Source organism: Streptomyces sp. SKN60, assembly GCF_026236535.1.
Lineage (GTDB): Bacteria > Actinomycetota > Actinomycetes > Streptomycetales > Streptomycetaceae > Streptomyces.
Genome location: NZ_JAHTMW010000024.1, coordinates 13,574 through 34,259, shown reverse-complemented (window position 1 = coordinate 34,259; position 20,686 = coordinate 13,574). Strand labels below are relative to the sequence as shown.

At 71.3% G+C, this 20,686-nt stretch carries 15 protein-coding genes; 10 read left to right on the top strand and 5 right to left on the bottom strand.

Features of this window, described 5'->3' with window-relative positions:
* Positions 1-54 precede the first annotated feature (54 nt).
* The 3 genes from KV205_RS30700 to KV205_RS30690 all read left to right on the top strand — a co-directional run bounded on the left by KV205_RS30700 (position 55) and on the right by KV205_RS30690 (position 3,728).
* The gene (locus KV205_RS30700; RefSeq protein WP_265868046.1) at positions 55-1,410 is read left to right on the top strand and encodes an extracellular solute-binding protein; all 1,356 of its coding nucleotides are present in this window, start codon (positions 55-57) and stop codon (positions 1,408-1,410) included.
* A 150-nt stretch (positions 1,411-1,560) separates the two neighbouring features.
* On the top strand, positions 1,561-2,817 hold the full coding sequence (locus KV205_RS30695; protein ID WP_265868123.1) for a carbohydrate ABC transporter permease: 1,257 nt from the start codon (positions 1,561-1,563) through the stop codon (positions 2,815-2,817).
* Positions 2,814-3,728 carry a carbohydrate ABC transporter permease gene (locus tag KV205_RS30690; protein WP_265868044.1) on the top strand — a complete coding sequence of 305 codons (915 nt, stop codon included), beginning with the start codon at positions 2,814-2,816 and terminating at the stop codon, positions 3,726-3,728. The genes KV205_RS30695 and KV205_RS30690 overlap by 4 nt, the downstream gene beginning before the upstream one ends.
* A 38-nt stretch (positions 3,729-3,766) precedes the next feature.
* Here KV205_RS30690 and KV205_RS30685 read toward each other — a convergent pair whose 3' ends face one another.
* Positions 3,767-4,381: a TetR/AcrR family transcriptional regulator gene (locus tag KV205_RS30685; RefSeq protein ID WP_265868043.1), complete on the bottom strand. Its 615-nt coding sequence runs from the start codon at positions 4,379-4,381 to the stop codon at positions 3,767-3,769.
* A gap of 124 nt (positions 4,382-4,505) precedes the next feature.
* On the opposite strand from KV205_RS30685, the gene KV205_RS30680 reads away from it, so the two are divergent.
* The 3 genes from KV205_RS30680 (at position 4,506) to KV205_RS30670 (ending at position 7,567) form a co-directional block, all read left to right on the top strand.
* On the top strand, positions 4,506-5,423 hold the full coding sequence (locus KV205_RS30680) for an ABC transporter permease (RefSeq protein ID WP_265868042.1): 918 nt from the start codon (positions 4,506-4,508) through the stop codon (positions 5,421-5,423).
* A 109-nt stretch (positions 5,424-5,532) separates the two neighbouring features.
* Positions 5,533-6,225 (top strand): ABC transporter ATP-binding protein, encoded by a 693-nt coding sequence (locus KV205_RS30675; protein ID WP_265868122.1) that lies wholly within the window; start codon positions 5,533-5,535, stop codon positions 6,223-6,225.
* A 19-nt stretch (positions 6,226-6,244) separates the two neighbouring features.
* Positions 6,245-7,567: a glycosyltransferase 87 family protein gene (locus tag KV205_RS30670; RefSeq protein WP_374214752.1), complete on the top strand. Its 1,323-nt coding sequence runs from the start codon at positions 6,245-6,247 to the stop codon at positions 7,565-7,567.
* Between the two features lie 107 nt (positions 7,568-7,674).
* On the opposite strand, the gene KV205_RS30665 is transcribed toward KV205_RS30670, so the two are convergent.
* Positions 7,675-12,657, bottom strand: coding sequence for an NAD-glutamate dehydrogenase (locus KV205_RS30665; protein ID WP_265868040.1), 4,983 nt, complete (start codon positions 12,655-12,657; stop codon positions 7,675-7,677).
* A 403-nt stretch (positions 12,658-13,060) separates the two neighbouring features.
* On the opposite strand from KV205_RS30665, the gene KV205_RS30660 reads away from it, so the two are divergent.
* A complete protein-coding gene (locus KV205_RS30660; protein ID WP_265868039.1) occupies positions 13,061-13,624 on the top strand; it encodes a DJ-1/PfpI family protein in 564 nt (187 codons plus the stop codon).
* Between the two features lie 4 nt (positions 13,625-13,628).
* On the opposite strand, the gene KV205_RS30655 is transcribed toward KV205_RS30660, so the two are convergent.
* Both KV205_RS30655 and KV205_RS30650 read right to left on the bottom strand, forming a co-directional pair.
* Positions 13,629-14,312: an HAD family hydrolase gene (locus KV205_RS30655; RefSeq protein WP_265868038.1), complete on the bottom strand. Its 684-nt coding sequence runs from the start codon at positions 14,310-14,312 to the stop codon at positions 13,629-13,631.
* A gap of 23 nt (positions 14,313-14,335) precedes the next feature.
* The gene (locus tag KV205_RS30650) at positions 14,336-14,842 is read right to left on the bottom strand and encodes a hypothetical protein (protein WP_265868037.1); all 507 of its coding nucleotides are present in this window, start codon (positions 14,840-14,842) and stop codon (positions 14,336-14,338) included.
* A 346-nt stretch (positions 14,843-15,188) separates the two neighbouring features.
* Between KV205_RS30650 and KV205_RS30645 the strand changes: the two genes are divergently transcribed.
* Positions 15,189-15,647 carry an Rv3235 family protein gene (locus KV205_RS30645; protein ID WP_374214751.1) on the top strand — a complete coding sequence of 153 codons (459 nt, stop codon included), beginning with the start codon at positions 15,189-15,191 and terminating at the stop codon, positions 15,645-15,647.
* Between the two features lie 64 nt (positions 15,648-15,711).
* On the opposite strand, the gene secA is transcribed toward KV205_RS30645, so the two are convergent.
* On the bottom strand, positions 15,712-18,525 hold the full coding sequence (gene secA / locus KV205_RS30640; RefSeq protein WP_265868035.1) for a preprotein translocase subunit SecA: 2,814 nt from the start codon (positions 18,523-18,525) through the stop codon (positions 15,712-15,714).
* Between the two features lie 308 nt (positions 18,526-18,833).
* Here secA and KV205_RS30635 point away from each other — a divergent pair, with 308 nt between their 5' ends.
* On the top strand, positions 18,834-19,430 hold the full coding sequence (locus KV205_RS30635; protein ID WP_265868034.1) for a GNAT family N-acetyltransferase: 597 nt from the start codon (positions 18,834-18,836) through the stop codon (positions 19,428-19,430).
* A 77-nt stretch (positions 19,431-19,507) separates the two neighbouring features.
* The gene (locus tag KV205_RS30630) at positions 19,508-20,671 is read left to right on the top strand and encodes a winged helix-turn-helix domain-containing protein (RefSeq protein WP_265868033.1); all 1,164 of its coding nucleotides are present in this window, start codon (positions 19,508-19,510) and stop codon (positions 20,669-20,671) included.
* Positions 20,672-20,686 lie beyond the last annotated feature (15 nt).

The window sequence follows — 20,686 nt, the reverse complement described above, 5'->3', positions numbered from 1 at the left end:
CGCGCGTAGACCTGAGGGCACGGGACCGGAAGACGCGGGAGAGGCGGGGCTCGGATGCGTAACGGCAGAACTCTTCGACTCGGTGTGCTGGCGGCGGTCGCCGTGCTCGCGGCGGCCGGCTGCGGAGGCGGTGGTGACGGCGACGGCGGCCCGGAAAAGCCCGCGCCGAAGACCAGCGCGCCCGGGGTCGCGCTGCCCTCCCTCAAGGGGGAGAAGATCGAGGTCGCCGCCGTCTGGACCGGCCCCGAACAGGCGAACTTCACCAAGGTCCTGAAGGAGTTCGAGAAGCGCACCGGCGCGACCGTCACCTTCGTGCCCGCCCAGGACCCGATCGTGAACTTCCTCGGGACGAAGATCGCCGGCGGCTCGCCGCCCGACGTGGCGATGCTGCCGCAGGTCGGCGCGATCCAGCAGGCCGCCGCGCAGAAGTGGCTGAAGCCGCTCGGGCCGGAGGCGAAGGCCCAGCTGACGGCGAACTACTCGAAGGGCTGGCAGGACCTCGGCGCCGTCGACGGCACCTCGTACGGGGTGTACTTCAAGGCGGCCAACAAGTCCCTGGTCTGGTACAACACCGCCACCTTCGAGAACGCGGGCGCAGCTACGCCGAAGACATGGAAGGACTTCCTCGCGACCGCCGAGACGATCTCCGCCTCGGGCGTCACGCCCGTCTCGGTCGGCGGCGCGGACGGCTGGACGCTCACCGACTGGTTCGAGAACGTCTATCTCTCCCAGGCCGGGCCGGAGAAGTACGACCGGCTCGCGAAGCACCAGCTCAAGTGGACCGACCCGTCGGTCGCCCAGGCGCTGACCACCCTCGCCGAGCTGTTCGGCAAGCCGGGCCTCATCGCGGGCGGCACCAACGGCGCGCTGCAGACCGAGTTCCCGGTGTCCGTGACGCAGACCTTCACGGGCGGTGACCAGGCCAAGGCCGCCATGGTCTTCGAGGGCGACTTCTCGGCCGTGAACATCGCCGAGACCGGCGCCAAGATCGGTACGGACGCGAAGGTGTTCCCGTTCCCGGCCGTCGGCGACGGCTCCGCGCCCGTGGTGACCGGCGGCGACGCGGCGGTGGCCCTGAAGGACACCAAGGGCGCGCAGGCACTGCTCACCTTCCTCGCCTCGCCCGACGCGGCGCGGATCTGGGCGGCCGAGGGCGGCTTCCTGTCCCCCAACAAGGCGCTGGACCCGGCCGCGTATCCGAACGAGGTGCAGCGGACCATCGCGAAGGCGCTGATCGGCTCGGGCGACTCCTTCCGCTTCGACATGTCGGACCAGATGCCGCAGTCCTTCGGCGGCACGCCCGGCAAGGGCGAGTGGAAGGCGCTCCAGGACTTCCTGAAGAACCCGAAGGACGTGGCGGGGACCCAGGCCCGGCTCGAGGCCGACGCGGCCAAGGCGTACAAGGGCTGACCGGTGGACACGCCCACCGGGTCCCCCACGTCCGCCGGGTCCACCCCGACCACGTCCGCCGCGTCCACCTCGTCCACCGAACCCCTCGGCCTCGTCAAGCCGGTCAAGGCCCCCCGGTCCGCCCGCTCCCGTCACACCGCCGTCGCCGCGCTGTTCCTGCTCCCGGCCCTCGTCCTCCTCGGCGCGCTCGTCGTCTACCCGATCGGGTACTCGGTCCAGCGCTCCCTCTTCGACCGGGCCGGGGACTCCTTCGCGGGCCTCGACAACTACGTCGCGCTGTTCACGGACGACGCGATCCGCACCGCGCTGCGCAACAACCTCATCTGGGTGGTGCTCGCGCCGACCGTGGCGACGGCCCTCGGCCTGGTCTTCGCCGTGCTCACCGAACGGGTGCGCTGGGGCACGGCGTTCAAGCTGGTGGTCTTCATGCCGATGGCGATCTCGATGCTCGCCGCCGGGATCATCTTCCGCCTCGTGTACGAGCAGGACCCGGACCGTGGGGTCGCCAACGCGGTCTGGGTCGGGGTGCACGACACCTTCGCCGAGGCCTCCGTCTTCCCGCGCGCCCGCCCCCTCCCCGTGCACCCGCTGAAGGCGGCTCTCGGCGGCGGGTACGAGACGAAGTCCCCGGTCCGCGCGGGCGAGGTGGCCCGGCTTCCGCTGGTCGGCGTGGCCCCGGCGCAGATGCCGGAGGGCGCCCGCCCGGCCCGTACCCCGGCGGCGGGGGTCAAGGACACGATCGAAGGCGTCGCGTGGCTGGACTTCACCCGGGGCGGCGGCGGGCGGCCGAACAGCGTCGACCCGAAGGAGCTCGGGCTCAAGGGGCTGCGCATCGAGGCGGTGAAGGACGGCCACGTGGTGGCCCGGGCGACGGCCGCCGCCGACGGCGGCTTCACCCTCGACGCCGCCGCCGAGGGGGCCGTCCTGCGCCTGCCCGCGAGCAACTTCCGCGAGCAGTACAACGGGGTCTCGTGGCTGGGCCCGAACCTCGTCACGCCGGCCATCATCGGCAGTTACGTGTGGATGTGGGCCGGGTTCGCGATGGTGCTCATCGCCGCCGGGCTCGCCGGGCTGCCGCGTGACGTCCTGGAGGCGGCCCGGGTCGACGGGGCGAACGAGTGGCAGGTGTTCCGGCGGATCACCGTGCCGCTGCTCGCGCCGGTCCTGGGCGTCGTCCTGGTGACCCTGATGATCAACGTCCTCAAGATCTTCGACCTGGTCTTCATCATCGCGCCGGGCTCGGCGCAGGACGACGCGAACGTGCTCGCGCTGCAGCTCTACCGCTCGTCCTTCGGGACGGACGCGGACCTCGGGGTGGGCTCGGCGATCGCCGTGGTGCTGCTGTTGCTGGTGCTGCCGGTGATGGCCGTGAACATCCGCCGTATGCGAAGGGAGAACCGCCGATGAGCAGCGCGAGCGGCGTGACCAGCGCGAGCAGCACGACCGCTGACCGCCCCGGCAGCCGGAACACCGGGCTCGCGGCGCGGCTCGCCGGCCGTGCCGCCGGCGGCGCGCTGCGCGTCTTCCTGGTCCTGGTCGCGCTGTTCTGGCTGATGCCGACGGTCGGGCTGCTGCTCTCCTCGCTCCGCTCGCCCTCCGACATCTCCTCCAGCGGCTGGTGGCGGGTGTTCGCCGCGCCGGCCGAGCTGACCACCGAGAACTACCGCGAGCTGCTCTCCAACGACGCCATCACGGGCTCCCTCGTCTCCACGGTCCTGATCACCGTCCCGGCCACCCTCCTCGTGATCGTGATCGGCGCCTTCGCCGGCTACGCCTTCGCGTGGCTGGACTTCCCGGGCCGGGACTGGTGGTTCCTGCTTGTGGTGGCGCTGCTCGTGGTGCCGGTCCAGGTGGCGCTCGTACCGGTGTCGAAGCTGTTCGGCGCGGTGGGGATCTTCGAGACGACGCTGGGCGTGGTGCTGTTCCACACGGCCTTCGGCCTGCCCTTCGCGATCTTCCTGCTGCGGAACTTCTTCGCGGAGATCCCGCGCGAGCTGCTGGAGGCCGCCCGGCTCGACGGGGCGGGCGAGCTGCGCCTGTTCACCCGGGTGGTGCTGCCGCTCGGCGGCCCGGCGGTCGCCTCGCTCGGCATCTTCCAGTTCCTGTGGGTGTGGAACGACATGCTGGTGGCGCTGATCTTCGCGGACGCGCAGTCGCCGCCGATCACGGTGGCGCTGCAGCAGCAGGTCCGGCAGTTCGGGAACAACGTCGACGTGCTCGCGCCGGGCGCGTTCGTGTCGATGGTGATCCCGCTGCTCGTCTTCTTCGCCTTCCAGCGGCAGTTCGTGAACGGGGTGATGGCGGGCGCTGTGAAGTAGCCCGCCCCGAACACCCGTCACGCGTTACCCGTCACGCGTTACGTGGTGAGCGCGGCCACCGCCGAGCGCGCCAGGTCGTCGAGGTAGCCCTTCGGCGGCTCGGTGCGCACCACGACGAGCCGCCAGTAGAGCGGGCCCATCACGAGGTCCAGGGCGCGGTCGGGGTCGGCGTCCGCCGGCAGTTCGCCGCGCTCGACGGCGGCGCGGACGACCTGGGCGACGACGCCCTGCTGCGGGTCGAGCAGGACGGCCTTCAGGCTGTCGGCGATCTCGGGGTGCCGGGCGGCCTCGACGAGGAGGTCCGGGATGACCTGCGAGGCCACCGGGTGGCGCAGGGCGTGCGCGGCGAGTTCCAGGAGGGCGCGGACGTCGCCGTGCAGCGAGCCGGTGGCCGGGGCGGGCAGGCCCTGCACGGTGACGGCGCCGACCAGGTCGAGGACGAGCGAGAGCTTGGACTTCCAGCGCCGGTAGACGGCGGTCTTGCCGACCCCGGCGCGGCGGGCGATGCCCTCGATGGACATCCGGGCGAAGCCGACCGCGGCCAGTTCCTCGAAGACGGCGGCGCGGATGGCCTCGGTGACGTCCTCCCGGAGCACGGCGGCTCCCGCGGGGGCGCGGCGAGGGGTTCCCGAGGGTCCGGTGGGTGGCGTCATGCACAGGATCTTAACCAGCGGTTACAAGACATGCGCGTGACGACGAGACGGTTGCGTTCCGACGTCGAGACGTCCTAACCTCCCCGTAGCGACGATACGGACCCGTTCCATCGAAGGCGATCCCGTGACGACCACCCCCATCCCCACCCTCCACAAGCCCGCACCCCCGACCTCCGAGGAGCTGCGCGCCCTCGCCCTGCGCCACGGGCTCACGGTGAGCGGCGCGCGCCCCTCCCTCCCCGCGTACGTACGGCAGCTGTGGTCCCGGCGGGACTTCATCACCGCCTTCGCGACGGCCAGGCTGACGGCGCAGTACAGCCAGGCCAGGCTCGGCCAGGTCTGGCAGGTGATGACCCCGCTGCTCAACGCCGCCGTCTACTACGCGATCTTCGGCGTCCTCATGGACGTGCAGCACGGCATCCCGGACTATGTGCCGTTCCTGATCACCGGCGTCTTCGTGTGGACCTTCACCTCGCAAACGCTCATGACCGGCACCCGCGCCGTCAGCGGCAACCTCGGTCTGGTCCGGGCGCTGCACTTCCCGCGCGCCAGTCTGCCGATCGCGCTCGCGCTGCAGCAGCTCCAGCAGCTGGTCTTCTCGCTCGGCGCGCTGGTCGTGATCCTGTTCTGCTTCGGCGAGTTCCCGCGCCCGAGCTGGCTGCTCGCGGTGCCCGCGCTGGCCCTGCAGGCGCTGTTCAGCACCGGGCTCGCGCTCGCGATGGCCCGGCTAGCGGCCCGTACGCCCGACATCGCGCAGCTGATGCCGTTCCTGCTGCGCACCTGGATGTACGCCTCCGGCGTGATGTGGTCCATCGCCCACGTCACCGAGGGCCGCGGTCTGCCGCACGCGGTGGTGCTGCTGCTCCGGGCCAATCCGGCCGCCGTCTACATCGACCTGATGCGCTTCGCCCTTGTCGAGAGCTTCACCGCCGACCAGCTGCCGCCGCACGTGTGGGCGCTGGCGGCCGGCTGGGCGCTGCTCGCCTTCGCGGGCGGCTTCGTCTACTTCTGGAAGGCCGAGGAGACCTACGGCCGTGGCTGAGACCGAGACTGCCGGACCCGAGACTGGACCCGAGACCGAGAGCGCCGAGTCCGCCGAGTCCGCGAACCCCGCCCCCCGCACGCCCACCGTCGTCGCCGACGGCGTCCACATCACGTACACCGAGCGCAGCGGCCCCCGGAGCACCCGGAGCGTCCACGCCGTGAAGGGCGTGAGCTTCGCCGCGTACCGGGGCGAGGCGATCGGCCTGATCGGTTCGAACGGATCGGGGAAGTCGACCCTCCTGAAGGCGGTCGCCGGACTCCTCCCGACCAGCGAGGGCCGGATCTACACCCAGGGCCGCCCCGCCCTGCTCGGCGTCAACGCCGCCCTGATGGGCGATCTGACCGGCGAGCGGAACGTGATCCTGGGCGGGCTCGCCATGGGCATGAGCCGCCAGGAGATCACCGCCCGGTACGCCGACATCGTCGACTTCTCCGGGATCAACGACAAGGGCGACTTCGTCTCGCTGCCGATGCGCACCTACTCCTCCGGCATGGGCGCCCGGCTCCGCTTCTCCATCGCCGCCGCCCGCGGCCATGACGTGCTGCTCATCGACGAGGCCCTGGCCACCGGCGACGCGGCCTTCCGCCGCCGCAGCCAGAAGCGGATCGACGAACTGCGCGCCGAGGCGGGCACGGTCTTCCTGGTCAGCCACTCGAACTCCACCATCACCGAGACCTGCGACCGGGCGCTGTGGCTGGAGGCGGGCGAACTGCGCATGGACGGACCGGCGGACGAGGTCGTGGCGGCGTACGAACACTTCACCGGAACGGCCACCAAGACCACAACAAAGAGGACATAGCGGACTACAGTCCGGTGGGGTGACGACCGACCCGCCCCCGCAGGACACCCCCCACGCGGCCCGCACCACCGAAGCCCCGCACGACACGCACGCGCCGCCGCCCGCCCTCACCCGCTCGCCCTTCGAGTCGGAGACCTTCACCTCCGCCACCTTCGTGACCGTCGGGCGCGGCCCGCTGCTCGCCCTCGCCGCCGTCTGGCTGCTCACCCGGGCCGGAATGCTGCTGCTCCTGATCCGCGACGACCTCGGCATCGGCGGCGTGGGCAGCGAGGTCTCCCTCCTCTACCGGTACTGGTACGGCCAGTTCGCGCACGGCACCTTCCCGCCCGGCGACGTCACCTGGCAGTACCCGCCGGGCGCCGGCCTGGTCATCATGGCGCCCGGCGCGCTGCCCTGGCTCAGCTACTTCCAGGCCTTCGTCGCCCTCGCGCTGCTCGCCGACGCCGTCGTCACCGTCGCGCTCGCCGGCGCCGACCGCGCCCGGCTCACCCACGGCGCCTGGTACTGGACCCTCGGCCTGCCGCTGCTCCTGCACATCCCGCTCGCCCGCTACGACGTGCAGACCACCGCCCTCGCCGTCCTCGCCCTGCTCGCCCTCACCGCCCGCCCGGCCGCCGCCCACCGGATCGGCGGCGTCCTCGCCGGACTCGGCGCGATGGTCAAGGTCTGGCCCGCGCTCGCGCTGATCGGCACCCCGCGCGGCCGCACCACCCGCGAGGCCTGGACCGCCGCCGCCGTCACCGCGCTGACCCTGCTCGCCGTCCTCGCCCTGCTCTTCGCCGAGCCCCTCGGCTTCCTGCGCCAGCAGGGCGACCGGGGCGTGCAGATCGAGTCCCTCGGCGGCACCGCCCTGGCCCTCGCCCGGGCCACCGGCCTGTGGCCCGGCGGCGTCCAGTTCCGCTTCGGCGCCTTCGAGTACGTCGGCCCGTACGTCTCCACCGTCGGGCACCTGGCGCTGTTCCTGACCGCGGCCGCCTTCATCTGGCTGGTGTTCTGGCGCATCCGGGCGCATCGCTGGACCGCGGCCACCCCGCTCGACGCGGCCCTCGCCGCCGTGCTGCTCTTCACCGTCACCAGCCGGGTGATCAGCCCCCAGTACCTGATCTGGCTGCTCGGCCTCGCCGCCGTCTGTCTGACCTCCCGGGCCACCGTCATGCGCCCGGTCGCCCTGCTGCTCCTGCCGGCCGCCGCGCTCAGCGCCCTCGCGTACCCCGTCCTGTACGAGGACGTCGTCGCCGGCACCTGGCAGGGCCTCGCCGTCATGACGGCCCGCAACGCCCTGCTGCTCGCGGCGGCGGTGGTGGCCGCGCGGCGCCTGTGGACGGCGACGGTGACCTCGTAACCGTACGCATGCCGTACGCACGCCGTACGCAACGCCGTACACGCGCAAAAGGGGGCGCCCCCGCCGGTCACGAAGACCGACGGGGGCGCCCCTTCCCGCAAGCGGGACTAGCTGTGCGTACGGAGCAGGGTGCGCATCGTCCGCATCGCGACCGACAGGTTCGCCAGGTCGAACGCGTCCGAGCCCTGGATCTCCTCCAGGGTCGTGCGCGCGCGGCCCAGGATCGCCGCGTTCTTGTCCTCCCAGTCCTTGAACCGCTGCTCCGGGGTGGAGGTGCCGTTCCCGGCCGACAGGACGTCGGAGGTGAGCCCGGCGTGCGCCGCGAAGAGGTCCTCGCGGATGGAGGCGCGGGCCATGGACTGCCAGCGGTCGTTGCGCGGCAGCTCGATGATCCGGTCCATCAGGTCGGAGATCCGCAGCCGGTCCGCCAGGTCGTAGTAGACCTCGGCGACCGCCAGCGGGTCCTTGCCGGTGCGGTCCGCGATCGCGACGATGTCGAGCGTCGGGAAGGCGGAGGAGAACCCGGCCACGCGCAGCGCCAGCTCATCCGGGACGCCGACACCGGTCAGCTCCTCCAGGATCGACTGGTACCACTCCAGGTCCGAGCCGCGCAGCAGCTGCGGCAGCTTCTCCCAGACCTGCTCGACCCGCTCCGCGAAGAACTCGATGGTCTCGCCGATCCGGAGCGGCTGCGGCCGGTTGTTGAGCAGCCAGCGGGTGCCGCGCTCGACCAGGCGGCGCGAGTGCAGGCGCATCCGGGTCTGGAACTCGGCGGCCACCTTGTTGTCGAGGTCCTCGACGGCGTCCCAGACCTCGCCCAGGCGGAAGATCGCGCGGGCCGCGGTCTGCGCGCGCACGATCTCCTCGATCGACGCGCCGGTCTCCTCGCGGAGGCGGTGCAGGAAGGTCGAGCCACCGGTGTTGACGGTGTCGTTGACCAGGACCGTGGTGATGATCTCCCGGCGCAGCGGGTGGGTGTCGACGGCCTCGGCGAAGGTGTCGCGCAGCTGCGTCGGGAAGTAGGCGTGCAGCAGCCCGCGCAGGTACGGGTCGTCCGGCAGATCGGTGCCGATCAGCTCGTCGGCCACCGTGATCTTGGTGTACGCGAGGAGGACGGCGAGCTCCGGCTGGGACAGGCCCCTGGCGTTGTTGAGCAGGTCGCGGATCTGCCGGTCGTTGGGCAGGAACTCCAGCGAGCGGTCGAGCGCCCCGTCGCGGCCGAGCCGGCGCATGAAGCGCTGGTGGGCGTGGAGCAGGGACGGCGACTGGGCGATGGCGTTGGCCAGGGCGGTGTTCTGCGCGTAGTTGTTGCGCAGCACCAGCGCGCCGACCTCGTCCGTCATCTCGGCGAGGATCTTGTTGCGCTGCTTGAGGGTCATGTCGCCCTCGGCGACCAGACCGTTCAGCAGGATCTTGATGTTGACCTCGTGGTCGGAGGTGTCCACGCCGGCGCTGTTGTCGATGGCGTCGGTGTTGACCTTGCCGCCCTCGCCGGCCGGGCCGCCGGTGCGGGCGAACTCGATGCGGCCCAGCTGGGTCGCGCCGAGGTTGCCGCCCTCGCCGATGACCTTGGCGCGCACGTCCTGGCCGTCGACGCGGATGGCGTCGTTGGCCTTGTCGCCGACCTCGGCGTTCGACTCGGCGCTCGACTTCACGTACGTACCGATGCCGCCGTTCCACAGCAGGTCGACGGGCGACTGCAGGATCGACTTCATCAGCTCGGCGGGGGTCAGCTTGGTGATCCCGTCCTCGATGCCGAGGGCGGCCCGCATCTGCGCGTTGACCGGGATGGACTTGGCGGTACGGGGGTGGATGCCGCCGCCCGCGGACAGCAGCTCCGTGTTGTAGTCCGCCCACGACGAGCGCGGCAGGTCGAAGAGCCGGCGGCGCTCGGCGTACGAGGTGGCCGCGTCCGGGTTCGGGTCGATGAAGATGTGGCGGTGGTCGAAGGCCGCGACGAGGCGGATGTGCTCGGAGAGCAGCATGCCGTTGCCGAAGACGTCACCGGACATGTCTCCGACGCCGACCACGGTGAAGTCCTCGGTCTGGGTGTCGTGGCCCAGCTCGCGGAAGTGCCGCTTGACCGACTCCCAGGCGCCGCGGGCGGTGATGCCCATGCCCTTGTGGTCGTAGCCGGCGGAGCCGCCGGAGGCGAAGGCGTCGCCCAGCCAGAAGCCGTAGTCCTGCGCCACGCCGTTGGCGATGTCGGAGAAGGTCGCGGTGCCCTTGTCGGCGGCGACGACCAGGTAGGTGTCGTCCTCGTCGTGGCGGACCACGTCCGCCGGGGGCACAACCTCGCCGGCCACCAGGTTGTCGGTGATGTCGAGGAGGGCGGAGATGAAGGTCTTGTACGAGGCGATGCCCTCGGCCAGCCACGCGTCCCGGTCCACGGACGGGTCCGGGAGCTGCTTGGCGACGAAGCCGCCCTTGGCGCCGACCGGCACGATGACGGTGTTCTTCACCATCTGCGCCTTGACCAGGCCGAGGATCTCCGTACGGAAGTCCTCACGGCGGTCGGACCAGCGCAGGCCGCCTCGGGCGACCTTGCCGAAGCGCAGGTGGACGCCCTCGACGCGCGGCGAGTACACCCAGATCTCGAAGGCCGGGCGCGGCGCCGGCAGGTCGGGGATGGCCTGCGGGTCGAACTTCATCGACACGTACGGGTGCGGCCGGCCGTTCTCCGCCTTCTGGAAGAAGTTCGTCCGGAGCGTGGCCTTGATGACGGTGAGGAAGGAACGCAGGATGCGGTCCTCGTCGAGGGAGGCGACCTGGTCCAGGGCGCCGTCCAGCTCCTCCAGGAGTCCGTCGATCAGCTCGGTGCCGGCGCGCTGCCGCTCCGGCGCCATCCGCGCCTCGAAGAGGTTGACGAGCAGCCGGGTGGTGTGGACGTTGTTGCGGAGGGTGTCCTCCATGTAGTCCTGACTGAAGGTCGAACCGGCCTGCCGCAGGTACTTGGCGTAGGCGCGCAGCACCATCGCCTCGCGCCAGGTCAGCCCGGCGGACAGCACCAGCGAGTTGAAGCCGTCGTTCTCGGCCTCGCCGGTCCAGGTGGCGGCGAAGGCCTCCTGGAAGCGCTCGCGGGCGTCGTCGCCGAGGTAGTCGCCGTTGCCGGTGGGCGTGGGCATCCGCAGGCCGAAGTCGTAGACCCAGGCGTGGGTGCGGTCGGCGCAGCGCAGCTCGTAGGGGCGCTCGTCGGTGACCTCGACGCCCAGCCGGTTGAGCACCGGCAGGACGGCGGAGAGGGAGATCTGCTCGCCGGTCTTGTAGATCTTGAAACGGCGCTCGCCGGAGCCGGACGCGACCGGCTCGTAGAGGGAGAGCGCGAAGTCCTTCTCGCTGTCGGCGAGGGCCTCCAGGTGCTGGAGGTCGGCGACGGCGGCGCGCGGCGAGTGGTCGGCCTTGTAGCCCTCGGGGAAGGCGTTGCCGTAGCGGCGCAGCAGCTCGGCGGCGCGCTCCTCGCCGCACTCGGCGTTGAGCGCCTCGGCGAAGCCGTCGGCCCAGGAGCGGGTGGCGTCGGCGAGCCGGGACTCGATGCGGTCGACGTCGGCCTCGGTGAGCTTGGCCAGCTCGGTGCCGGGCTCGACGCGGATGACGAAGTGCAGCCGGGAGAGGATCGACTCGGTGTTCCAGGCCGTGAAGTCGACGCTGGTGCCGTTCAGCTCCTCCTTGAGGAGGTCGATGATCCGCAGCCGGACGCGGGTGGTGTAACGGTCGCGCGGCAGGTAGACGAGGGCCGAGTAGTAGCGGCCGTACTCGTCCTGGCGCAGGTAGAGCCGCAGCCGGCGGCGCTCCTGCAGGTACAGGACGCTGGTGACGATGGAGCGCAGTTCGTCGACCGGGGTCTGGAACAGCTCGTCGCGCGGGTAGGTCTCCAGGATCTGGAGCAGGTCGCGGCCGTCGTGGCTGCTCGGCGAGAAGCCGGCGCCCTCCAGGACCTCCTGGACCTTGCGCTTGATGACCGGGACGCGGCGCACGGACTCGGTGTACGCGGCCGAGGAGAACAGGCCGAGGAAGCGGCGCTCGCCGATGACGTTGCCGTCGGCGTCGAACTTCTTCACGCCCACGTAGTCGAGGTACGAGGGGCGGTGCACGGTCGAGCGGCTGTTGGCCTTCGTCAGGATCAGCAGCTTGTGCTCGCGGGCCTTGGCCCGGGCGTCGGCGGGCAGCCGGCTGAAGGACGGGGAGACCGGGTGGGCGTGGTTGTCGTCGCCGCTGTGGTGCGGGTCGGAGCGCAGGATGCCGAGGCCGGTGCCGGGCACGGCGGCCAGGGCGTCACCGTTGACCAGCTCGTACTCGCGGTAGCCGAGGAAGGTGAAGTGGTCCTCGGAGAGCCAGCGGAGCAGCTCGCGGGCCTCTTCGACCTCGGTCGGGCGCAGGTCGGAGGCGGTGGGCTCGTCGGGCAGGCCGTCGGCGAGGCGCAGCGCGGCCTCGCGCATCTTCTCCCAGTCCTCGACGGCCTCGCGGACGTCGGACAGGACGCGCAGCAGGTCGTTGGTGATCTGCTTGAGGTCGGCCTTGTCGGTCTCGCGGTCGATCTCGACGTGGATCCAGGACTCGACGAGCACGTCGTGCGGGCGCTCGGCGGCGGCCTTGCCGGCCTTGCCCGCCTTGGTCTCGGGCTCCTTGGCGAGCACCTCGATGAGCTTGCCGGTGACGTCGCGGCGGACCAGGACCTGCGGGTGGATGACCACGTGGATGCCGCGGCCCTGACGGGACAGCTCGTTGGTCACGGAGTCGACGAGGAAGGGCATGTCGTCGGTGACGACCTCGACGACGGAGTGGCTGCAGGTCCAGCCGTTCTCCTCGACCGTCGGGGTGTGCACGCGGACGTTCGCGGTGCCCTGCGGACGGTTCTCCGCGAGGCGGTAGTGCGAGAGCGCGGCGCCGAACACGTCCACGGGGTCGCGGTCGGTCAGGTCCTCGGGCGCGGTGTGCAGGTAGTAGCGCTGGAGGTAGTCGAGCACGGTCGCGTGGTCCGGACGCTTCCCGTCGGGCCCTGTCGGAAGTCGCCCCCCGACCGGGCTGTTCTCAGCTACCCGGGCGGCCCGATCGAGCAGCTCGGCCTTGGCTTCGTCCAGCTTGGTCTGCATGTCCTCTGACTCCTGTCGCGCGCCGTTGCGTGACGTCGGTGGAAGAAAGGGCACAACGCCACGACGCGGTGGTACCTGTCGTAGTAAGAGACGTTATGCCGCGATGAGAGATGTCCGGGCGCTTCTCGGCCACCGGACGGGGGATCTCGGCGAACGCGCCGTCGGCCCGGCCGCTGAGGCGAACCGGGCGGATGCCGGGGGCTGCGCTGCCCCCATGGCGTATCGCGCTGATCACGGGAAAAGCCTATCGCTGTTGACCCCCCGGCCGTCATGAGCCTTATGTGTACAAAAGAGGGGCGGGAAGTTTGACACTGTGGACAGCGACGAATGTTTCGACGGGGCACACACGACGGGTACGACGGGTACACCGACATCGGAGATCTGGACAGACCTGGGAGTCGCCATGGCGAAGATCTTGATCGTGACCGGGGACGCGGCGGAGTCGCTGGAGGTGATGTACCCCTACCAGCGGCTGCTCGAAGAGGGGTACGAGGTCGACATCGCGGCCCCCGCCCGCAAGCAGCTCCGCTTCGTGGTCCACGACTTCGAACCGGGCTACGACACGTACACCGAGAAGCCCGGCTACACCTGGCCCGCCGACCTGGCCTTCTCCGAGGTCGACCCGGGCGACTACGCGGCGGTGGTGATCCCGGGCGGCCGGGCGCCGGAGTACCTGCGCAACGACCCGGAGCTCCGCAAGATCCTGAAGTCCTTCTTCGACGCCGACAAGCCGGTCGCCCAGATCTGCCACGGCCCGCTGCTGACCGCCGCCCTCGGCTCCCTGGAGGGCCGGCGCGTGACGGCGTACCCGGCCCTCGAACTGGACATGCAGGCGGCGGGCGCGAGCTTCCAGGACACGACGGCGGTGGTGGACGGCAAGCTGGTGTCGTCGCGGGCGTGGCCGGACCATCCGGCGTGGATGCGGGAGTTCCTGAAGGTGCTGCGGGAGGCGGGCGTCGAGGCGTAAACGCTCAGACGATCTCGTCGGCGACGGCGACGGCCTCGGTGAGCGAGTCGACGACGGGCACGCCGACCCGCTCCAGGCTGCGGCGGCTGTGCGAGCCGCCGGTGTAGAGGACCGCCTTGGCGCCCACGTGCAGGGCCGCCACCGCGTCGTCCGCGGCGTCGCCGATGACGACGATCCGCTCGGCCGACACCTCCAGGGCGGCGAGGTGCCGGACCATGTGCCCGGACTTGCCGTCCGTGGAGCTGTCGACTCGCCCGTCCATCCGTACGAAGCGCTCGGCGATGCCGTGGCGGCGTACGAGCGGGATCAGGTCGGCGTGCGGCGCGAGCGAGAGCAGCGACTGGGTGAAGCCGGACGCCTGACGCGCCGCGAGCAGCTCGGCGGCGCCGGCGGTGAGCCCGCAGCCCTCGGCGCGCTCCCAGTAGTGCCGGTGGAAGGCGCCGTCCATCAGCGTCCACTCGTCGTCGGTGGGCAGCCGCCCCATGAGCCGCTCGTAGAACTTCGGAACGGGCACCGTGTAGAGCTCGCGGTACCGCTCCAGGGTGATCGGTTCGAGACCGAGTTCGGCGAAGGCCGCGTTGGTCGCGCCGATCACCGCGCCGATGTCGTCGAGCAGCGTGCCGTTCCAGTCCCAGACCAGATGCTTGCCCTGCGTGCCGTCTATGCCGTGTGCGCCGTGCTTCCCCATGGGAAGCCACGGTACCGCCCTGGTCAGCCGAGCAGCCCGGGGATTTCCTGTACGCCGTACCAGAGCAGCTCGTGGTCCTCGGCGCCGTCCACGACGAACTGCGCGTCGTCGTCGCCCTGATCGGCCGCGCCGAGCGCGGCCGCGGCGGCGGCGACGTCCGTCTCGGCGTCGTCGGCGTCGGCGTGCACGGCCGCGGCCTTCCCCATCGGCACGGCCCGCGCGATCCGCACCTCCCCGAGCGCCCCGGGGTCAAGGCCCCGGTCCGGATCCACGACGGCGTCCTTGTCGGCCACGTCCACGGCCACGACCACCCGCCGCCGCGCGACCCCCGGATCCCCCGCGATCATCCGCAACGACGCGGCCGCGGCCCGGCTCAGCGCCGCGTACTCCAGCTCCTCGATGTCGTCCGACACGTACCACTCCCGCAGCGCCGGCGTCACCGCGTACGCCACCACGGGCCCGGGCCCCAGCTCACCGCCCTTGTACGCCTGTGCGAGCCCGGAGAGGGTCAGAGGTACGTACACACGCATGGCAGGCCGCTTTCATCGTCGGAAATCGCCCTCAGGATACGTGCGGAGGGGACTTTCGGGGGGCGGTGGTCCCCTTCCGGCTCTGCCGCCGAACCCGCCGCACGTCCCCCTTCGAGGGGTCCCACGTCCACCTGTCCGGGTGATCGCGCCGCCCCCGACGGGCTCCGCGGACCGGGCGGCGGCCCCGCCGTACCGGGCCCGTCACCCTGATAGGTGAAGTGCGGCGGGTGGCCGCCCGGCCGGTCGGCACGGTTGCCCGGCGGTTCGCCCAGGCCGTACAAGATCCCCAACAGAAAGTTACCGACTGGTATCGATCGGTGACTCCATGCGACGAACGGGGATCCGCATGACCACGGACACGGACACGCAGCCGCAGCCGCGCCCACGCCCCCAGCAGCGGCCGCGCACCGCGACCCGGAGGCCGGCCGGGCCCGCCGGGACACGGCCGCGGGGACGGGCCGGGAGCGGGCCGGGGCTGCGGGTGCCGCCGCATGTGATGTTCGCGGAGCGGCTGCTCGCGGTGCTGAGCGGAGAGCGGCCGGTGCACTGGATGCTCGGCTTCACCGTCGGGGAGGCGTACGAGCAGCTGGTGCGGCTCGCCCCCGAGACGCCCCTGCGGTCGGCGGCCGGACCGCGACCGGTGGTGCGGCGCTGCACCGCGCGGCAGCCGGGGCACCGGGAGGCCGTGGAGGCCTGCGCCACGATCGCGACCGGGGACCGGGTCCGGGCCATGGCCTTCCGCCTGGAGCGCGGCCGCGACCTCCGCTGGCGCTGCGCCGCCGTGGAGCTCGACGGCCTGCCGTAGACAGCCGTGAACAGACGAGGAGGGGCCGGTCACCTGACGGCGACCGGCCCCTCCCCTCACGTCACTACTTCTTGCGGCGACGCCCGCCCGCGCTCTTCTGCGCCTTCCGGCGCTCCGCCCGCGTCATCCCGTCGCCCGCGTCCAGCGGCTCACCGTCCGCGCCGAAGTCGCCCTCGACTACCGACCCGTCACCGTCGACCTTCGGCGCCGAGAAGTGCAGCCGGTCCGGACGCTGCGGCGCGTCCAGGCCCTTCGCCCGGATCTCCGGACGCCCGGCGCCCGACGGCACCGCGTCCTGCTTCTCGAGCGACGGCGCCACGTCCTGCACCGGGACCTCCTCGACCTGCTGCTCGACCTGGACCTCCAGGTTGAACAGGTAGCCGACGGACTCCTCCTTGATGCCCTCCATCATCGCGGAGAACATGTCGAAGCCCTCGCGCTGGTACTCGACCAGCGGGTCCTTCTGCGCCATCGCGCGCAGGCCGATGCCCTCCTGGAGGTAGTCCATCTCGTAGAGGTGCTCGCGCCACTTGCGGTCCAGGACCGACAGCACGACCCGGCGCTCCAGCTCGCGCATGATGTCCGAGCCGAGCTGCTTCTCGCGCGCGTCGTACTGGTCGTGGATGTCGTCCTTCACGGACTCCGCGATGAACTCGGCGGTGATGCCCGCACGGTCGCCCGCCGCGTCCTCCAGCTCTTCGACCGTGACCTTCGTCGGGTAGAGCTGCTTGAACGCGCTCCACAGCCGGTCCAGGTCCCACTCCTCGGCGAAGCCGTCGGCGGTCTCCTGGCGGATGTAGTCGTCGATCGTGTCGTCCATGAAGTGCTGCACCTGCTCGTGCAGGTCCTCGCCCTCCAGGACGCGGCGGCGCTCGCCGTAGATGACCTCGCGCTGCCGGTTGAGCACCTCGTCGTACTTCAGGACGTTCTTGCGCGTCTCGAAGTTCTGCGACTCGACCTGCGCCTGCGCGGACGCGATCGCGCGCGTCACCATCTTGTTCTCGATCGGCACGTCGTCCGGGACGTTGGCCATGGCCATGACCCGCTCGACCATCTGCGCCTTGAACAGACGCATCAGGTCGTCGCCCAGCGACAGGTAGAAGCGGGACTCGCCCGGGTCGCCCTGACGGCCGGAACGACCGCGCAGCTGGTTGTCGATACGGCGCGACTCGTGGCGCTCGGTGCCGAGCACGTACAGCCCGCCCAGCTCCTTGACCTCCTCGAACTCCGCCTTCACGGCCTTCTCGGCCCGCTCGAGCGCGCCCGGCAGCGCCGCCGCCCACTCCTCGACGTGCTCGACCGGGTCCAGGCCCGCCTGCCGCAGCTCCGCCTCGGCGAGGTCGTCGGGGTTGCCGCCGAGCTTGATGTCCGTACCGCGGCCGGCCATGTTCGTGGCCACCGTGACGGCGCCCTTGCGGCCCGCCTGCGCGACGATCACGGCCTCGCGCTCGTGGTGCTTGGCGTTCAGCACCTCGTGCGGCACGCCGCGCTTGCTGAGCTGGTTCGACAGGTACTCGGACTTCTCGACGGAGGTCGTACCGACGAGGACCGGCTGGCCCTTCTCGTACTTCTCCGCGATGTCGTCGACGACGGCGGCGAACTTCGCGACCTCGGTCCGGTAGATCAGGTCCGGCTGGTCCTTGCGCTGCATGGGCTTGTTCGTCGGGATCGGCACGACGCCCAGCTTGTAGATCTGGTGGAACTCGGCCGCCTCGGTCATGGCCGTACCGGTCATGCCGGAGAGCTTGTCGTAGAGGCGGAAGAAGTTCTGGAGGGTGATCGTGGCGAGCGTCTGGTTCTCGTCCTTGATCGGCACGCCCTCCTTGGCCTCGATGGCCTGGTGCATGCCCTCGTTGTAGCGGCGGCCGGCGAGGATACGGCCGGTGTGCTCGTCGACGATCATGACCTCGCCGTCGATGACGACGTAGTCCTTGTCCTTCTTGAACAGTTCCTTGGCCTTGATGGCGTTGTTCAGGTAACCGACGAGCGGGGTGTTCACCGACTCGTACAGGTTGTCGATGCCCAGCCAGTCCTCGACCTTGGCGACACCGGACTCGTGGATGCCGACGGTGCGCTTCTTCTCGTCGACCTCGTAGTCGCCGGTCTCCTCGATGCCCTTCAGCGGGTTGCCGGGCTCGCCCTTGACGAGGCGGGTGACCAGCTTGGCGAAGTCGCCGTACCACTTGGTGGCCTGGTCGGCCGGGCCGGAGATGATCAGCGGCGTACGGGCCTCGTCGACCAGGATCGAGTCGACCTCGTCGACGCAGGCGAAGTTGTGGCCGCGCTGGACGAGCTCGTCCTGGGACCACGCCATGTTGTCGCGCAGGTAGTCGAAGCCGAACTCGTTGTTCGTGCCGTACGTGATGTCGCACGCGTACTGCTCGCGGCGCTGCGCCGGGGTCATGTTCGCGAGGATGCAGCCGACGTTCAGACCGAGGAAGCGGTGGACGCGGCCCATCATCTCGGAGTCGCGCTCGGCCAGGTAGTCGTTCACCGTGATCAGGTGGACGCCCTTGCCGGACAGCGCGTTCAGATACGCCGGGAGGGTACCGACGAGGGTCTTGCCCTCACCGGTCTTCATCTCGGCGACGTAACCGAGGTGGAGGGCGGCACCGCCCATGATCTGCACGTCGTAGTGGCGCTGGCCGAGAACGCGCTTGGCGGCCTCACGGACGGTGGCGAACGCCTCCGGAAGCAGGTCGTCCAGCGACTCGCCGTCCTGGTAGCGCTGCTTGTACTCGTCCGTGAGCGCCCGCAGGTCGGCGTCGGAGAGGTTGACGAAGTCCTCTTCGATGGAGTTGACCTGGTCCGCGATGCGGTGCAGTTTGCGCAGGATCTTGCCTTCGCCTGCACGCATGAGCTTGTGGAAGACGGACACTGAGGCTGGTCTCCTTGCCGGTCGGGCCTGGCACTGGGTCTTGTCATGACTCGGGCGCGGGCACGGCAGGTGGTCCCCACCGCAACGGCCATCGTAAGCGAGACCACCCTCACGGAGGGAGGCCCGCAGTGCCGGAGCAGTGGCGGAGCGCTGCGGGACGGGTGCGGGGCCGGTGCCGAGGGGCCCGCTCCCGCCCGTGACACCTCGCTCCCTGACCAACGCACGAGGCCGCCGGAAGGTGCCGCCCACTGCGAAACCCGCTGCGAAAAGTGTTCGCACCCGGCCCGGCGGGTCACCAGAATTCCGTCATGGAGCCCATCACCCTCACCACGGGCAGGCTGCGCCTGCGCCCCTTCACCCCCGCCGACGCCGGCGCGGTGTACGAGGCCTGTCAGAACCCCGCCATCCAGCGCTGGACCCAGGTCCCCGCGCCGTACACCCGCGAGGACGCCGAACTCTTCGTGACCCGCATCGTCCCGGACGGCTGGCGTGCAGACACGGACTACGCCTTCGCCGTCGAGCCGCTTGAGGGCGGCCCGCTGCTCGCCGCCACCGGCCTGCACGCGCGCGGGGAGGGCGTCCGCGAGGTCGGCTTCTGGGCCACCGAGGAGCACCGCGGCCGGGGCTACGTCACGGAGGCCGTGGGCGCGCTCGCCCGGTGGGCCTTCGCCTCGCTCGGCGTCCACCGCCTGCTGTGGCGGGCCGAGGTCGGCAACGTGCCCTCGCGGGCGGTCGCCGAGCGGGCCGGTTTCGTCGTCGAGGGCGTGGAACGGGCCGGGCTGCTCAACAAGGGCACGGCCCGCGACTGCTGGCTCGGCGCCCTGCTCCCCTCCGACCTGGACCTGCCGTCGCCCGTGCCGTACCTCCCGGCGAAGTCCTCCGCCGAGGCCTCCGCCAAGGCCTGAGCTCTGAGCTCTGAGCACTGAGCACTGAGCACTGAGCACTGAGCACTGCTGTCAGTGCCGGGCCCTAGGGTCGGAGCATGACGACCGCCCCGCGCCCCGCCGCCGAACTGTCCGCCGACGAAGCCCGCCGGATCGCCCTGCGGGCCCAGGGGTTCCTCGGCGCCCCCGACCGCCGGGCCGGGGTGCGGGGCGTGCTGCGCCACCTGGGACAGGTCCAGCTGGACACGATCTCGGTGCTTGCCCGCTCGCACGAGCTGATTCCGTACGCGCGCCTGGGCGCGGTCGGCCGCCGCACCGTCGAGGAGGCGTACTGGACCGACGGCCACGCCTTCGAGTACTGGTCGCACGCCGCCTGCATCCTGCCGATCGAGGAGTGGCCGCACTTCGCCTTCCGCCGCCGTGCCTACCGCGACCGCCCGCACTGGAACCACGAGCTCTCGGACGACGCCTACCAGGCGGTGATCTCCCAGCTGAAGGCCGAGGGACCGCAGACCGCGACCGAGCTCGGCGGCGCCAAGAACAAGGGCGAGTGGTGGGACTGGTCGGACTCGAAGATCGCCGTCGAGCGGGCACTGATGTTCGGCGAGGTGGTCGTGACCGAGCGGCGCGGCTGGAAGCGGGTGTACGACCTGGCGGAGCGCGCCGTGCCGGACGCGCTGCTGCACGACGACCTGGACGACACGGAGTGTCTGCGCCGGCTGGTCCGGCAGGCGGGCGAGGCGCTCGGAGTGGGCACCCGGGCGGACCTCGCCGACTACCACCGGATCAAGGGCGAGGCCTTCGACGCGGTGGTGGCGGACTCGGGTCTGGTGCCGGTGACGGTCGCGGGCTGGGGCAAGCCGGCCTGGGCCGATCCGGCGGCGCTCGCGACCGAGCCGCGCGGCCGGCACCGCACGACGCTGCTGTCGCCGTTCGACTCGCTGATCTGGGAGCGGCCGCGCACCGAGCGCATCTTCGGCTTCACGCACCGCCTGGAGGCGTACGTGCCGAAGCAGAAGCGGGTGTACGGGTACTTCGCGATGCCGGTCCTGGCCGGCGGCCGCCTGGTGGGCCGGGTGGACCCGGCGCGGGACGGGCGCACGCTGGTCGCCCGGCAGGTCACCCTGGACGGCCCCAAGGCGGTCCCGGCGGTGGCACAGGCGCTGCGCGAGGCCGCGGAGTGGGTCGGCTGCGACGCGGTCGCGGTGGAGCGGGTCGACGCGCCCGAGCTGGCCCCGGCGCTGGTGAAGGCCCTGGGGTAGGTCGTGGGGCACGCG

What these genes read in the sequence shown, in the direction of transcription:
- KV205_RS30690 (WP_265868044.1), top strand. Translation starts at nt 2,814, where the DNA reads ATGAGCAGCGCGAGCGGCGTGACCAGCGCGAGCAGCACGACCGCTGAC.
- KV205_RS30660 (WP_265868039.1), top strand. Translation starts at nt 13,061, where the DNA reads ATGGCGAAGATCTTGATCGTGACCGGGGACGCGGCGGAGTCGCTGGAG.
- KV205_RS30650 (WP_265868037.1), bottom strand. Translation starts at nt 14,842, where the DNA reads ATGCGTGTGTACGTACCTCTGACCCTCTCCGGGCTCGCACAGGCGTAC.
- KV205_RS30645 (WP_374214751.1), top strand. Translation starts at nt 15,189, where the DNA reads ATGACCACGGACACGGACACGCAGCCGCAGCCGCGCCCACGCCCCCAG.
- KV205_RS30700 (WP_265868046.1), top strand. Translation starts at nt 55, where the DNA reads ATGCGTAACGGCAGAACTCTTCGACTCGGTGTGCTGGCGGCGGTCGCC.
- KV205_RS30655 (WP_265868038.1), bottom strand. Translation starts at nt 14,312, where the DNA reads ATGGGGAAGCACGGCGCACACGGCATAGACGGCACGCAGGGCAAGCAT.
- KV205_RS30635 (WP_265868034.1), top strand. Translation starts at nt 18,834, where the DNA reads ATGGAGCCCATCACCCTCACCACGGGCAGGCTGCGCCTGCGCCCCTTC.
- KV205_RS30685 (WP_265868043.1), bottom strand. Translation starts at nt 4,381, where the DNA reads ATGACGCCACCCACCGGACCCTCGGGAACCCCTCGCCGCGCCCCCGCG.
- KV205_RS30630 (WP_265868033.1), top strand. Translation starts at nt 19,508, where the DNA reads ATGACGACCGCCCCGCGCCCCGCCGCCGAACTGTCCGCCGACGAAGCC.
- KV205_RS30665 (WP_265868040.1), bottom strand. Translation starts at nt 12,657, where the DNA reads ATGCAGACCAAGCTGGACGAAGCCAAGGCCGAGCTGCTCGATCGGGCC.